Origin of the sequence: Pseudomonas sp. NPDC090592, assembly GCF_044769185.1 — a bacterium.
Taxonomy (GTDB): Bacteria; Pseudomonadota; Gammaproteobacteria; order Pseudomonadales; family Pseudomonadaceae; genus Aquipseudomonas.
This window is the reverse complement of record NZ_JBIVXJ010000006.1, coordinates 229,043-242,530: the sequence shown is the minus strand read 5'-3', so window position 1 is coordinate 242,530 and position 13,488 is coordinate 229,043. Positions and strand designations below refer to the sequence as shown.

Sequence of the window (13,488 nt, the reverse complement as noted above, 5' to 3'; positions counted from 1 at the left end):
ACGCCGCTTCTACAGGCATGGCCACGTTGCAACAAATGTGGGAGCGGGCTTGCCCCGCGAAGCGCCGCGCGGGCGGCGCTCGATCTCCCAGGCGCTGAAAATGCCGTGGCGAGCACCTCGCAACGCTGACGCAATTGCCAGAAGCCATTGAATCTCCCACAGATTCCGCACCGGGCCACCGGCCTGCAATGATGTCAATCTGCTTCGAAAAATCAGAATTTTTCGCTTTCTTGTAGGGCATTTCCCAAAGATACTGTTGCCGCCTATTTTCCATTGCGGGTGCCCTGCTGGGTCTCTAGTCTGGGCCTGTCGCTGCATATCAGTGACACGGCTTTGACAGGCCGTAACGGTATATAGGTTCTGCGGCGCCCTCGATGGCGGCTGCGCGTGGGGCACGCTTGCGTGCGCCGGAACTTCCTATGTCCGCCGGTCTGTCAACCCACGCACAGCTGCCACCCAACCTGTTTGACAGCAGGATCGGTGCAGCCCATTTGGAGATATAGGAATGCTAAAGATGGTCCCCGATCCACCCCACACCCTCCACTCCCTCGAAGACACCCTCATCCAGGCTTCAGACTACGCCCTCTGCGCGCTAGCCGTTTCGCAACAAGCGATGCTGCTGCATCCCAGATCACCCGCATCGATCCTGATGATGGCGACGACCCATGAACTTGAGTCCCTGCGCTTGTTGCTTGAATCCGCATTGATTCAGGCCCAGACGCCGAACGAGCCACGAACGCCGCACTAAGCCGAAAGTTCTGTATTGCCTGGGCTGGCCCTGTTACCAGCGAAGGTGCTCGCCCAGGTTTTAGATGATCAGGGAGATGGCCCCATGACGACTGACGATTCGAACGAAAAAACGACCGTAGGCAAGACCACGTTCTACCAAGGCGAAAAGCAGACCCACCCACTGTTCCGCATCGAAGCCGGCATCCCTTGCCAGAATGCCCGCGAGCAGGCTTCGGAGTTGATGGGATATGTGCGCGAACTGACGATTGTCGGCTTGATGGATGAGAAGCCGATGATGATCTGGGCTGCGCATTACCTGAGCGCGCTGGCCAAGGCGCTGATGGATGATGCCGAGTTGGGCATGATGCGCTGATCGGGTTGACCAGCCACGCAACGCTCCACCGCCAGCACTAGAATTCCACCTTGCCCCGCCCCGCCTTGACAGTACTGCGCCTGGCTTTGCCTTCGAGGCGGCGGGTTTTCGAGCCGAGGGTAGGCTTGGTGGGCCGGCGTTTCTTCTCGGTCTTGCCGGCAGCGATGATCAACTCGGCAAGACGCGCCAGTGCGTCGGTCCGGTTCTGCTCCTGGGTGCGGTACTGCTGGGCCTTGATGATCAGTACGCCGTCGCCGGTGATGCGGCTGTCGCGCAGCGCCAGCAGCCGCTCTTTGTAGAACACGGGCAACGATGAGGCCGGGATGTCGAAGCGCAGGTGCACGGCGCTGGATACCTTGTTCACATTCTGCCCACCCGCGCCTTGCGCACGGATGTAGGTCAGTTCGATTTCGGCATCCGGCAGATGCACGTTGTTGGAGATGGTCAGCATGACATGGCCCTTGCAGTTGCCCCCATTATCACCGCCTGCGCCGCTCTCTCCTAGAACTGCACATGACTTGATGATTTAGCAGGGATCCTGTGGGAGCGGAGTGCCTGGGGCGCAGTGTTCAAGATTGCGCGTTCTTGCGCGGTGCACGCTGAAGGCGTGTCACCACAATCTGAACAGCACCGGCCACAAGGCACAGCACACCTATTTTCCATCCGCCTGTGACGCCAAAGTTATCGGCTATCGTGCCTACGATCATCACGGTTACGAAGATGGCGGTGGGCAGGATCAGTTTGTTCATTTCGGCTTCCGAGTGCGAGCGACAGCGTTTGTGAGAAGGCACAGGCTACAATCTGAAAGCCCTGAGAAATCCAGGGCTTTTGTGGACTCAGAAGTCGTCAGGCGGGCTTTTCTTGAACTTCCACTGGGTCATCTCCCTGGCGGCATGGAAGCTCTTGCAGTTCGCGATGAACTCATTGCGGTCCCATTCCTTGGCAAGGCTGGCCAGGATCTGCTCGTAGGTTTCACCCGAGCAATTGGCTTCGTTGGGCTCAGGCACCCTGTCTTCGGCAACTGCGCCCAGGCTCACCGCCATGCCAAGGGCTGCAACCAAACGGGTAAAAGACACGACGTACATCCACTCACTCCTTTGAATTGACCTGCTCCAGAGGCCCGTTTTGCAGGCCCCAAAAACGCAAAAAGCCCTGAAAAATCAGGGCTTTGAATATGGCGGAAGCGTAGAGATTCGAACTCTAGGATAGTTGCCCATCGACGGTTTTCAAGACCGTTGCCTTAAACCACTCGGCCACGCTTCCAGCTCGTTTTGCGGCCGCCATAATACCTTAATGAAACACGCTGTCAAACTCTCTGTGTCGCGGGTTGTGGGAGCTCTGATAGACTCCTAGCATCTGAACGTTCGAAACCACAGGTTTTACCAAGGAGTGTCGCAATGCGCGAACAGGATTACGCCGTACACCACGGCCAGCAGGTCGAGCAGCAGGAGATCAGCAAGGTCCTGCGCAACACGTACAGCCTGCTGGCCCTTACCCTCGCCTTCAGCGGTGTCATGGCCTTCGTGGCCCAGCAGATGCGCGTCGGCTACCCGAACGTGTTCGTGGTGCTGATCGGCTTCTACGGGCTGTTCTTCATTACCAACAAGCTGCGTGATTCGGCCTGGGGCCTGGTGTCCACCTTCGCGCTCACCGGCTTCATGGGCTTTATCCTCGGCCCGATCCTCAACCGTTACCTGGGCATGGCCGGTGGCGCTGAAGTGGTCAGCTCGGCGTTTGCCATGACTGCGCTGGTGTTTGGTGGTCTGTCGGCCTATGTGCTGATTACCCGCAAGGACATGAGCTTCCTCAGTGGCTTCATCACTGCGGGCTTCTTTGTACTGCTGGGTGCTGTGGTGGCCAGCTTCTTCTTCCAGATCAGCGGCCTGCAACTGGCGATCAGCGCTGGCTTCGTGCTGTTCTCGTCGGTGTGCATCCTGTTCCAGACCAGCGCGATCATCCATGGTGGCGAGCGTAACTACATCATGGCGACCATCAGCCTGTATGTGTCGATCTACAACCTGTTTGTCAGCCTGCTGCAGCTGTTTGGCATCATGGGTCGTGATGACTGATTGATTGGTGTGTGAGAAAGCCCGCTTCGGCGGGCTTTTTTGTGGGGAAAAATGGCACCATCCCACTTCCGTTGTAGGAGCAGTCGTGCATGCCAATAACTGACTAAAAAGTCAGATAATCAGGCAAATGATCGCCGATCATGCCGCCATCGTGCTTTTCCCTACCGCAATCCGTCATCACCCCGTAGAATGCGCTCCTTTTTTCTTGCGGGGCAGCTTTCAGCAATGAGCTCACACGAACACAGCCCAGGCGCAGCGGCGCCTGCCAATGAACTGGTGCTTGGCCTTGAGGACAAGCCACGGCTGGTGATCGGCCTGCTGGCCGCCCTGCAGCACCTGCTGGCGATCATTGTGCCGATCGTTACCCCTGGCCTGCTCATCTGCCAGGCGCTGGGTGTTTCGGCGCGTGATACCAACCTGATCGTTTCGATGTCGCTGGTGATCTCGGGTATCGCCACCTTCGTTCAGTGCAAACGCTTCGGGCCATTCGGCGCCGGGCTGCTGATCGTTCAGGGCACCAGCTTCAACTTCGTCGGCCCGCTGATTGCCGGCGGTGCATTGATGGTCAAGCAGGGCACGCCTGTAGAAGGCGTGATGGCAGCCATCTTCGGTGTGGTGATCGCAGGATCGTTCGTGGAAATGGGCGTTTCGCGCATCCTGCCCTTCGTCAAACGCCTGATCACCCCGCTGGTGACCGGCATCGTGGTGCTGATGATCGGCCTGACGCTGATCAAAGTCGGCCTGATCAGCATGGGTGGCGGCTTTGGCGCCATGGCCAACGGCACCTTCGCCAATGGCGATAACCTGCTGCTGTCGGGCGTGGTACTGGCGATCATCGTGATACTCAACCGCGTGCCGGTGGTGTGGATGCGCAGCTGCGCCATCGTCATCGCCCTGGCGGTTGGCTATGCGCTGGCCGGGTACATGGGCCGCCTGGACTTCACCGGCATGCATGAAGCCGCGCTGTTCCAGGTGCCTACGCCGCTGCACTTTGGCCTGGGCTTCTCGTGGGCGCTGTTCATTCCGATGCTGGTGATTTACCTGGTGACTTCGCTGGAAGCCATCGGTGACGTTACCGCCACCAGCAAGGTGTCACGCCAACCGGTCGAAGGGCCGGTGTGGATGCAGCGGATCAAGGGCGGCGTGCTGGTCAACGGTGCCAATTCGCTGCTGGCCGGCTTGTTCAACACTTTCCCCAGCTCGATCTTTGCGCAGAACAACGGTGTGATTCAGTTGACCGGTATCGCCAGCCGTCATATCGGTATCTGGATTGCCGTGATGCTGGTGCTGCTGGGCCTGTTCCCGAGCGTTGCCGGGGTGATTCAGGCGGTGCCGGAGCCGGTACTGGGTGGTGCGGCCATGGTGATGTTCGGTGCGGTTGCGGCTTCGGGGATCAATATTCTGGCCAGCACGCGGCTGGATCGTCGGGCGCTGCTGATTATTGCGGTGTCTTTGGCGTTGGGCCTGGGTGTTGCGCAAGTGCCGGAGTTCCTGGCGCACATGCCGGCAGCGATCCGCAATGTGCTGGAGTCGGGTGTAGCCACGGGCGGTATCTGTGCCCTGGTGTTGAACTGGTTCCTGCCGGAGAGCAAGGAACAGGCCTGAGCCCTTCAGGCCGCATAGAAAGCCCGCCCCGCCATGCACAAGCGGGCGCGGGCTTTTTTGCTTTATCATGGCACCATTCCTTTGCATGAGTTACCCATGAAATTCGCTATCGCGGTGTTCTCTCCGGCCCATGCGCCCTCTTCGCGGCGCGCCTTGCGCTATGCCGAGGCGGTGCTGGCCGGCGGGCATGAGATTGCCCGGTTGTTCTTCTATCAGGACGGGGTGCACAGTGCCTCGGCCAACGTGGTCGCCCCCCAGGACGAACTGGATGTGGCGGGCCAATGGCGCGCCTTCATCGAGGCCAACCAGCTGGACGCCGTGGTGTGCATTGCCGCCGCCCTGCGCCGTGGCGTGCTCGATGAAGCCGAGGCCAACCGCTACCAGCGCCCGGCCGTGAACCTGCCCAAACCCTGGGAACTCTCGGGGCTTGGCCAGTTGCATGAGGCAGCGCAGGTTGCCGACCGCCTTGTCTGCTTTGGAGGCGACTGAAATGGCCAAATCGCTACTGATCATCAGCCGTCAGGCACCGTGGAACGGCCCATCCGCCCGCGAAGCGCTGGACATCGCCCTGGCCGGCGGCGCGTTCGACCTGCCGCTGGGCATGCTGTTCCTCGACGACGGGGTGTTCCAGCTCGCCCCGGGCCAGCGACCCACCGCCGTGCAACAGAAGAACCTGGCAGCCAACCTGCAAGCACTGCCCATGTTTGGCGTTGACGAGTTGTTAGCCTGTAGCCACAGTCTCACCCGCCGTGGCCTGGCAGCCGACACCCTGGCACTGCCAGTGCAAGTGCTCGATGACACGGCCCTGACCGCGCTGATCGCCCGTTTCGACCAGGTGGTAACGCTCTGATGACAACCCTGCATGTAATTGCCCACTCCCCGTTTGGCGACGATCGCCTGGCCAGCTGCCTGCGCCTGCTGAGCGCCGACGACGCGCTGCTGCTGTGCGGCGATGCTGTGTATGCCTTACGCAGCGGTAGCGAGCCGCACCAGCTGTTGCAAGCTGCCGGCCTGGCCCAGCGCCTGTTCGCCCTTGCAGAAGACGTGCAGGCCCGCGCGGTCGACAACGGCCTGGCCAAGGCCGTGGACTACGCCGCGTTTGTCGAACTGTCGCTGCACTTTGACAAGGTCAACACCTGGCTATGAATACGCTCAACGTTGGCGAAAACGCCATCGCCCTGGACAAGGACGGTTTTCTGGTCGACCTGCAAGACTGGTCCCACGCTGCCGCCGAGGCCCTGGCCGAACGCGAGGGCATCCCGTTGACCGCTGACCACTGGGAAATCCTCGAACTGCTGCGCCAGTTCTACCATGAATACCAGCTGTCGCCGGCCACGCGCCCGCTGATCAAGTACACGGCCCTGAAACTGGGCCCGGAAAAGGGCAACAGCCCGCACCTGAACCGCCTGTTCAACGGCACCCCTGCCAAACTTGCCGCCAAGCTGGCGGGCCTGCCCAAACCGACCAACTGCATATGACCGAACCTCGCCCTTTGACACTGCAAACCCCGGCCGAACACCCGTTCGCCGAATTCGTGCGCATTCTCGGCAAAGGCAAGCGCGGCGCGCGTGGCCTGACCCGCGAAGAAGCCCGCGCAGCCATGACCCTGCTGCTGGAAGGCAAAGTTGAAGACACCCAGCTGGGTGCCTTTCTGATGCTGCTGCGCCACAAGGAAGAAAGCGCCGAGGAGCTGGCCGGCTTCACCGAGGCCCTGCGCGCCCACCTGCAGGCGCCGAGCATTGCGGTGGACCTGGACTGGCCCACCTACGCCGGCAAGAAGCGCCACCTGCCATGGTACCTGCTGGCAGCCAAGTGCCTGGCTGGCAACGGTGTGCGCATTCTGATGCACGGCGGCGGCGCCCACACTGCCGGGCGCATGTACAGTGAGCAACTGCTGGACCTTTTGCAGATTCCGCTGTGCCGCGACTGGGCCGCGGTCGGTAGCGCGCTTGACCAGCACCAGCTTGCGTTTATCCCGCTGCACGACTGGGCGCCGCAGTTGCAGCGCATGATCGACCTGCGCAACACATTGGGCTTGCGCTCGCCCATCCACTCACTGGCACGCGTGCTCAACCCGCTGGGCGCACGCTGCGGCCTGCAAAGCATCTTCCACCCCGGCTACCAGGCGGTGCACCGTGAGGCCAGCCGCCTGCTGGGCGATCATGCCGTGGTGATCAAGGGCGATGGCGGCGAGATCGAGGTCAACCCCGACGTCATCAGCCACCTCTACGGCACCACGGCAGGCGAAGCGTGGGACGAAGAGTGGCCAGCGCTGAGCGAGCGCCGCCATGTCAAACCGGCCAGCCTGCAAGCCGAGCACTTGCTGGCGTGCTGGCGTGGCGAGGTCGAAGACAGCTATGGCGAGAAGGCCCTCATTGCTACCATGGCCTTGGCCTTGCGTGGCTTGGGGCAGGACCGCGAGCAGGCGTTCACAACAGCCCAAGGCTACTGGGATACGCGCAACAAATCGATTTAGCCGATCATTAACCCCGGTTATTTGCGCTATTTATTCGAACGATTTGGCCTAGACTGGGCTCCAACGACAAACAACTTTGTTCCGAGGAGCTCACTCATGGGCCTTTTGATCGACGGCCGCTGGCATGACCAGTGGTATGAAAACGGCAAGGACGGCACGTTCAAACGCGAAAACGCCCAGCGCCGCAATCAACTGCCCGCCCCCGAGGCCGGCCGTTACCACCTGTACGTCTCGCTGGCCTGCCCATGGGCCCACCGCACCTTGATTTTCCGTGCCCTCAAAGGCCTCGAGCCATTGATCGATGTATCGGTGGTCAGCTGGCTGATGCAGGACCACGGCTGGACGTTCGATGTGCAGCAAGGCTCTACCGGTGACCACCTCGACGCCTTGCAGTACCTGCACCAACGTTACACCCTGGATGACCCGCACTACACCGGGCGCGTGACCGTGCCTGTGCTGTGGGACAAGCAAGAGAAACGCATCGTCAACAATGAGTCGTCGGAGATCATCCGTATCTTCAACACCGCGTTCAACGAGCTGACCGGCAATACGCTGGACCTGTACCCGGAGCCACTGCGCCCCACCATCGAGGCACTTAACGAGCGCATTTACCCAGCCGTGAACAACGGCGTGTACCGGGCAGGCTTTGCCACCACGCAAGACGCCTACGAGTCGGCGTTCGACGATGTGTTCAACGAACTGGATTATCTGGAAGACTTGCTGAGCCGCAATCGCTACCTGGCGGGTGAATACCTGACCGAGGCCGATGTGCGCCTGTTCACCACGCTGGTGCGCTTCGATGCGGTGTATCACGGGCACTTCAAGTGCAACCTGCGCCGCCTGAGCGACTACCACAACCTGTCCAACTGGCTGCGTGAGCTGTACCAGTGGCCTAGCGTGGCGGGAACGGTGGATATGGAGCATATCCAGAAGCACTATTACATGAGCCACAAGACCATCAACCCCAACGGGATCGTGCCAAAAGGGCCTTTGCAGGACTTTGGCCTGGCGCATGACCGGGAGCGGTTGGCGGGTAAAGGAATCTGGCAGGCTTGAGATTCTTGGGGCTGCTTTGCAGCCCTATCGCGACACAAGGCCGCTCCTACAAGGACCGCGCAATGCGTGGACCTGTAGGAGCGGCCTTGTGTCGCGATAGGGCCGCAAAGCGGCCCCGGCGATTTCAGCTGGTTTGCGAACCTTCGAACCACGCCAGCTTGTCGCGCAACTGCACCACTTCCCCGACAATCACCAGGGTCGGCGCATGCACTTCATGCCGGGCCACCAGCTCTGGCAAGTCCGCCAACGTACCGGTAAACACCCGCTGGTTACGTGTAGTCCCCTGCTGCACCAACGCAGCAGGCGTACTGGCCGCCCGCCCGTGGCGAATCAGCTCGGCACAGATGGTCGGCAAACCCACCAGCCCCATGTAGAACACCAAGGTCTGCGCCGGCGCCACCAGGTCATCCCACGGCAGGTTGCTGGTGCCATCCTTCAAGTGCCCGGTCACAAAGCGCACTGACTGGGCATAGTCGCGGTGAGTCAGGGGAATCCCGCCATAAGCAGAACACCCACTGGCCGCCGTAATGCCCGGCACCACCTGGAACGGAATGCCATGCTCGGCCAGCTCTTCGATCTCTTCGCCACCCCGGCCGAAGATGAACGGGTCGCCACCCTTCAGGCGCAGCACACGCTTGCCCTGCTGAGCCAGATCGACCAGCAGCCGGTTGATCTGGTCCTGCGGCACGGCATGGTCGGCGCGGCGCTTACCCACGTAGATGCGCTCGGCATCACGCCGACACATCTCGATGATCGCAGGCGCCACAAGGCGGTCGTACAGCACCACGTCGGCTTGCTGCATCAGGCGCAAGGCACGGAAGGTGAGCAAGTCCGGGTCGCCCGGGCCCGCACCTACCAGGTACACCTCACCGCCCTGCTGCACCGGCGCACCGTCTACCATCGCCTGTAACAGGCGTTCGGCCTCGGCGCCCTGCCCGGCCAGCTGGCGCTCGGCAATCGGCCCCTGGAACACGGTCTCCCAGAAGCCACGACGCTGGTTGACGTCCGGGTACAAGGATTTCACCTTGTGCCGGAAACGCGCAGCCAGCCCGGCCAGCTCACCATAGGCCGACGGTATCCAGGCCTCAAGCTTGGCGCGAATCAACCGCGCCAGTACCGGGGCGTCACCGCCACTGGACACTGCAATCACCAAGGGTGAACGGTCGACAATCGCCGGGAAGATCACCGTGCACAAGGCCGGTGCATCCACCACGTTGACTGGCAGGCTGAGGGCCTGCGCATCCGCCGACACCTGGGCGTTCAGCCCAGGGTCGTCGGTAGCTGCGATCACCAGTCGGCAACCAACCAGGTCGGCTGCCTGATAGCCACGCACCAGCACCTCACCGCCACCTTCCCGGGCCAACGCGGCCAACTGGCCGTCGACATCCGGCGCCACTACGCGCAGCACACTACCGGCATCCGCCAGCAGGCGTGCCTTGCGCAAAGCGATCTCACCGCCACCGACGACCAGCACGCGGCCGCCCTGCAGCTTGTGGAACAGCGGCAGGTAATCCATTTAGCGGATGACCTCGACGCCGCCCATGTACGGCTTCAGCACTTGCGGCACCAGGATCGAACCATCGGCCTGCTGGTAGTTCTCCAGCACCGCAACCAGGGTACGGCCTACCGCCAGGCCGGAGCCGTTGAGGGTGTGCACCAGCTCTGGCTTGCCGGTTTCCGGGTTGCGCCAGCGGGCCTGCATGCGGCGCGCCTGGAAGTCGCCGCAGTTGGAGCACGAGCTGATTTCGCGGTACTTGTCCTGGCTCGGCACCCACACTTCCAGGTCGTAGGTTTTCACGGCGCCAAAGCCCATGTCGCCGGTGCACAGGGCCAGCACGCGATAGGGCAGCTCCAGCAGTTGCAGTACGCGCTCGGCGTTGGCGGTCAGGCCTTCCAGGGCTTCCATCGACTTGGCCGGCTCCACCACCTGCACCATCTCGACCTTGTCGAACTGGTGCTGGCGGATCATGCCGCGGGTGTCACGGCCAGAAGCGCCGGCTTCACTGCGGAAGCACGGGGTGTGGGCAACCAGTTTCAGTGGCAGCTGCTTGGCATCGAGGATCTGATCGGCCACCAGGTTGGTCAGCGACACTTCGGCAGTCGGGATCAGGTAGAAATCTGCCTCACCTTCGCGGGTGATCTTGAACAGGTCTTCCTCGAACTTCGGCAGCTGGCCGGTACCCTGCAGGGCCGGGGCCTGCACCAGGTACGGGGTGTAGTGCTCCTCGTAGCCGTGCTCGCCGGTGTGCAAATTGATCATGAACTGCGCCAGGGCGCGGTGCAGGCGGGCGATCGGGCCACGCAGCACGGCAAAGCGGGCGCCGGACAGCTTGGCTGCGGCCTCGAAGTCCAGGCCACCGCTGACTTCACCCAGGGCGACGTGGTCCTTGATTTCAAAGTCGAAAGCCTTAGGCGTGCCCCAGCGACGCACTTCGACGTTGTCGTCTTCGCTGGCACCGACCGGTACGCTGGCGTCTGGCAGGTTGGGGATGGTCAGCAGGATGCCGTCCAGTTCAGCCTGGATGCCGTCCAGTTCAATCTTGCCGGCGGCCAGTTCATTGGCCATGCGCTCGACATCGGCCATCAGCGGCGCGATGTCTTCGCCCTTGGCCTTGGCCTGACCGATGGACTTGGAACGGGCGTTACGCTCGGCTTGCAGCTGCTCGGTGCGGGTCTGCACCGCCTTGCGGCGCTCTTCCAGTGATTCGATGCGCGCGACATCCAGGCTGAAGCCACGGGAGGCCAGGCGTTGCGCCACTTCCTGAAGTTGGCCGCGTAACAGTTTGGAATCGAGCATATCGTTCTCTCGTTATAGGTAGGTGTTGGTTCAGAATCGGGTCAGGGACAGGCCGGCCCAGGTCGCGAGCAGCCCGCCCACTACGCTGATACCGGTATAGCCCAAGGCAAGGGGCACCTGCCCGCTTTCCATCAGGCGCACGGTGTCGAGCGAGAAGGAGGAAAAGGTCGTAAGGCCGCCGAGGAAGCCGACAATCAGGCCAGCGCGCAACTCGACCGGCACCAGCGGCTTGTGCAGGAACAGGCCGTAAAGCAGGCCGATCAACAGGCAGCCGACCAGGTTGACCGCCAGCGTACCGGCATAGAAGTGCCGTGGCCAGTGGGCCGTTACCCAGTTGGCGGTAGCAAAGCGCAGCAAGGTACCGGCGATACCGCCGGCGCTGACCGCGGCGATGAGTGCAATCACGGTTTTCTCCGTTGACGGGGGCTGTTGCGGTCGAGGTCTGCCAGGTGGCGCAGCTTCTCGCCAATCTTCAGCTCCAGGCCACGGGGCACTGGCTGGTAGTACTGGCGGGGCTCCAGTTCGTCGGGGAAGTAATCTTCACCGGCGGCGTAAGCGTCGGGCTCATCGTGGGCATAGCGGTACTCGTCGCCATAGCCCAGTTGCTTCATCAGTTTGGTCGGGGCGTTGCGCAGGTGCAACGGCACCTCCAGCGAACCATGCTCGGCGGCTTCGCGCAGCGCGGTCTTGAAGCCCATGTACACCGCGTTGCTCTTGGGTGCACAAGCAAGGTAGGTAATGGCCTGGGCCACCGCCAGCTCGCCCTCGGGGCTACCCAGGCGCTCCTGGACATCCCAGGCCGCAAGGCACAGGCTGAGCGCACGCGGGTCGGCGTTGCCGATGTCCTCGCTGGCCATGCGCACCACGCGTCGGGCAATGTACAGCGGATCACAGCCGCCATCGAGCATGCGCGCAAACCAGTACAGGGCGCCATCAGGGTTGGAACCGCGCACCGACTTGTGCAGCGCGGAAATCTGGTCGTAGAACGCCTCGCCACCCTTGTCGAACCGTCGGCGGCTGTCACCGAGCAGGCTCTGTAGCATCTCGACGTCGATCTCGCTGCCGTCTTCAGCAAGGTCAGAAGCGTTCTCGAGGAAGTTGAGCATGCGCCGGCCATCGCCATCGGCGGCAGCCATCAGCATCCTGAAGGCATCGTCGCCCACCCGCAGGTTGCGCTTGCCCAGGCCGCGCTCTTCGCTCAGCGCACGGTTGACCAGCTTGCGCAGTGCCGCCTCGTCCAGGCTCTTGAGCACATAGACCCGCGCCCGCGACAACAACGCGTTGTTAAGCTCGAAGGACGGGTTTTCAGTGGTCGCGCCAATGAACAGCAGGGTGCCGTCCTCCACGTAGGGCAAGAAGGCATCCTGCTGCGACTTGTTGAAGCGGTGCACTTCATCAACGAACAGAATGGTACGGCGGCCATACTGGCCAGCCTGCTGCTTGGCCACTTCAACGGCCTGACGAATCTCTTTTACCCCGGCCAGTACCGCCGATACGGTTTCGAAGTGCGCATCGCAGAATTGTGCCAGCAGCCGCGCAAGGGTGGTCTTGCCCACCCCCGGCGGCCCCCAGAAGATCATCGAGTGCAGCGCACCCTGCTCCAGCGCTTCGCGCAGCGGTTTGCCGCGCGCCAGCAGGTGCTCCTGGCCGACGTATTCGTCCAGGTTGGACGGGCGCAGGCGGGCGGCCAGTGGCTGGGCGACGGGTTCGCTTCGAAACAGGTCCATGACGAGCTCCGGTTACTCCTTGATCACGTCCGCGCCTTTAGGGATGTCGAACTTGAACTTGCTGTCCGGCACCGCCTGGTTGGCCTTGACGCCATTGAACAGGATGTTGGTGCGCTGGCCGACACTGTCGATCAGCTGCATGTCATTGATCAGGCCTTTGCGGAACGACACGCGCAGCGAGTCGAACAGGGTGTCCTTGGTTTTCGGCTTGAGGGTGAAGTCCATCACGTCGCCCTGCTGCTTGGAGGTGATGTCGAAGCTCTGGCTGATCTTCGACACGTCACCGGACAGCAGCAATGCCGGGGTCTGGTTCAGGCGCACGTCGAGCTTCTTGATGGTTGCCTGCTCCAGGTCCGGGTCCCACAGGGTCACCATCTTGCCGTCAGACACCACTACTTGCTCCTGCGGCGCATCGGTGTGCCAGTAGAACAGGCCCGGGCGCTTCACGGTCATCTGGCCAGCGGTTTCCTGCAGGCTGGCGCCGTCGGCACCCAGGGTCAACTGCGAGAAATTGGCCTCGATGGTCTGCGACTTTTCCAGCAGCTGGGTCAGGCGTTGCACATCTTGCTCACCGGCAAAAGCCGAAGCGCTGCCCAGAGCCAGGGCAGAAACCAACAGCATGCGAATCGCGCGCATGGTAATCCTCATTGAGCATT

The 13,488-nt window shown here is 62.0% G+C and carries 18 protein-coding genes and 1 tRNA gene; 10 read left to right on the top strand and 9 right to left on the bottom strand.

Annotated features, from left to right (window positions below):
• Nucleotides 1-505 precede the first annotated feature (505 nt).
• A complete protein-coding gene (locus ACIQUI_RS07680) occupies nucleotides 506-748 on the top strand; it encodes a hypothetical protein (RefSeq protein ID WP_403196681.1) in 243 nt (80 codons plus the stop codon).
• Between the two features lie 84 nt (nucleotides 749-832).
• Nucleotides 833-1,102 carry a DUF3077 domain-containing protein gene (locus ACIQUI_RS07675; RefSeq protein WP_403196678.1) on the top strand — a complete coding sequence of 90 codons (270 nt, stop codon included), beginning with the start codon at nucleotides 833-835 and terminating at the stop codon, nucleotides 1,100-1,102.
• Nucleotides 1,103-1,139: 37 nt separating this feature from the next.
• Here ACIQUI_RS07675 and arfB read toward each other — a convergent pair whose 3' ends face one another.
• From arfB to ACIQUI_RS07655, 4 genes are all read right to left on the bottom strand, one after another.
• Nucleotides 1,140-1,553: an alternative ribosome rescue aminoacyl-tRNA hydrolase ArfB gene (gene arfB, locus ACIQUI_RS07670; protein WP_403196675.1), complete on the bottom strand. Its 414-nt coding sequence runs from the start codon at nucleotides 1,551-1,553 to the stop codon at nucleotides 1,140-1,142.
• A 118-nt stretch (nucleotides 1,554-1,671) separates the two neighbouring features.
• The gene (locus ACIQUI_RS07665; RefSeq protein WP_403196673.1) at nucleotides 1,672-1,851 is read right to left on the bottom strand and encodes a hypothetical protein; all 180 of its coding nucleotides are present in this window, start codon (nucleotides 1,849-1,851) and stop codon (nucleotides 1,672-1,674) included.
• A gap of 87 nt (nucleotides 1,852-1,938) precedes the next feature.
• Nucleotides 1,939-2,187: an entry exclusion lipoprotein TrbK gene (gene trbK, locus ACIQUI_RS07660; RefSeq protein ID WP_403196671.1), complete on the bottom strand. Its 249-nt coding sequence runs from the start codon at nucleotides 2,185-2,187 to the stop codon at nucleotides 1,939-1,941.
• 90 nt (nucleotides 2,188-2,277) lie between these two features.
• A tRNA-Ser gene (locus ACIQUI_RS07655) sits at nucleotides 2,278-2,365 on the bottom strand.
• Nucleotides 2,366-2,499: 134 nt separating this feature from the next.
• Between ACIQUI_RS07655 and ACIQUI_RS07650 the strand changes: the two genes are divergently transcribed.
• The 8 genes from ACIQUI_RS07650 to ACIQUI_RS07615 all read left to right on the top strand — a co-directional run bounded on the left by ACIQUI_RS07650 (nucleotide 2,500) and on the right by ACIQUI_RS07615 (nucleotide 8,308).
• The gene (locus ACIQUI_RS07650; RefSeq protein ID WP_403196670.1) at nucleotides 2,500-3,171 is read left to right on the top strand and encodes a Bax inhibitor-1/YccA family protein; all 672 of its coding nucleotides are present in this window, start codon (nucleotides 2,500-2,502) and stop codon (nucleotides 3,169-3,171) included.
• Nucleotides 3,172-3,396: 225 nt separating this feature from the next.
• On the top strand, nucleotides 3,397-4,776 hold the full coding sequence (locus tag ACIQUI_RS07645) for a nucleobase:cation symporter-2 family protein (RefSeq protein WP_286110629.1): 1,380 nt from the start codon (nucleotides 3,397-3,399) through the stop codon (nucleotides 4,774-4,776).
• A 96-nt stretch (nucleotides 4,777-4,872) separates the two neighbouring features.
• Nucleotides 4,873-5,265 carry a sulfurtransferase complex subunit TusD gene (gene tusD / locus ACIQUI_RS07640; RefSeq protein ID WP_144173979.1) on the top strand — a complete coding sequence of 131 codons (393 nt, stop codon included), beginning with the start codon at nucleotides 4,873-4,875 and terminating at the stop codon, nucleotides 5,263-5,265.
• A 1-nt stretch (nucleotide 5,266) separates the two neighbouring features.
• Complete coding sequence (gene tusC, locus ACIQUI_RS07635; protein WP_403196668.1) at nucleotides 5,267-5,626, top strand: sulfurtransferase complex subunit TusC; 360 nt, start codon at nucleotides 5,267-5,269, stop codon at nucleotides 5,624-5,626.
• A complete protein-coding gene (gene tusB, locus ACIQUI_RS07630; protein ID WP_403196665.1) occupies nucleotides 5,626-5,922 on the top strand; it encodes a sulfurtransferase complex subunit TusB in 297 nt (98 codons plus the stop codon). Before tusC ends, tusB begins: the two co-directional genes overlap by 1 nt.
• Nucleotides 5,919-6,254 carry a TusE/DsrC/DsvC family sulfur relay protein gene (locus ACIQUI_RS07625; protein WP_403196662.1) on the top strand — a complete coding sequence of 112 codons (336 nt, stop codon included), beginning with the start codon at nucleotides 5,919-5,921 and terminating at the stop codon, nucleotides 6,252-6,254. The genes tusB and ACIQUI_RS07625 overlap by 4 nt, the downstream gene beginning before the upstream one ends.
• Nucleotides 6,251-7,252 (top strand): glycosyl transferase family protein, encoded by a 1,002-nt coding sequence (locus ACIQUI_RS07620; RefSeq protein WP_403196660.1) that lies wholly within the window; start codon nucleotides 6,251-6,253, stop codon nucleotides 7,250-7,252. Before ACIQUI_RS07625 ends, ACIQUI_RS07620 begins: the two co-directional genes overlap by 4 nt.
• Nucleotides 7,253-7,348: 96 nt before the next feature.
• Nucleotides 7,349-8,308, top strand: coding sequence for a glutathione S-transferase family protein (locus ACIQUI_RS07615; protein WP_403196657.1), 960 nt, complete (start codon nucleotides 7,349-7,351; stop codon nucleotides 8,306-8,308).
• A 124-nt stretch (nucleotides 8,309-8,432) separates the two neighbouring features.
• Here the strand turns inward: ACIQUI_RS07615 and cysG are convergent, their stop codons facing one another.
• The 5 genes from cysG to lolA are packed head-to-tail and all read right to left on the bottom strand — an operon-like array spanning nucleotide 8,433 to nucleotide 13,468.
• Nucleotides 8,433-9,824, bottom strand: coding sequence for a siroheme synthase CysG (cysG, locus tag ACIQUI_RS07610; RefSeq protein WP_403196654.1), 1,392 nt, complete (start codon nucleotides 9,822-9,824; stop codon nucleotides 8,433-8,435).
• Nucleotides 9,825-11,105 (bottom strand): serine--tRNA ligase, encoded by a 1,281-nt coding sequence (serS, locus tag ACIQUI_RS07605; protein WP_403196651.1) that lies wholly within the window; start codon nucleotides 11,103-11,105, stop codon nucleotides 9,825-9,827.
• Nucleotides 11,106-11,135: 30 nt separating this feature from the next.
• On the bottom strand, nucleotides 11,136-11,510 hold the full coding sequence (crcB, locus tag ACIQUI_RS07600) for a fluoride efflux transporter CrcB (protein ID WP_391135039.1): 375 nt from the start codon (nucleotides 11,508-11,510) through the stop codon (nucleotides 11,136-11,138).
• A complete protein-coding gene (locus ACIQUI_RS07595; protein WP_403196649.1) occupies nucleotides 11,507-12,832 on the bottom strand; it encodes a replication-associated recombination protein A in 1,326 nt (441 codons plus the stop codon). Before ACIQUI_RS07595 ends, crcB begins: the two co-directional genes overlap by 4 nt.
• A 12-nt stretch (nucleotides 12,833-12,844) precedes the next feature.
• Nucleotides 12,845-13,468, bottom strand: coding sequence for an outer membrane lipoprotein chaperone LolA (gene lolA / locus ACIQUI_RS07590; RefSeq protein WP_403196646.1), 624 nt, complete (start codon nucleotides 13,466-13,468; stop codon nucleotides 12,845-12,847).
• Between the last annotated feature and the right edge of the window lie 20 nt (nucleotides 13,469-13,488).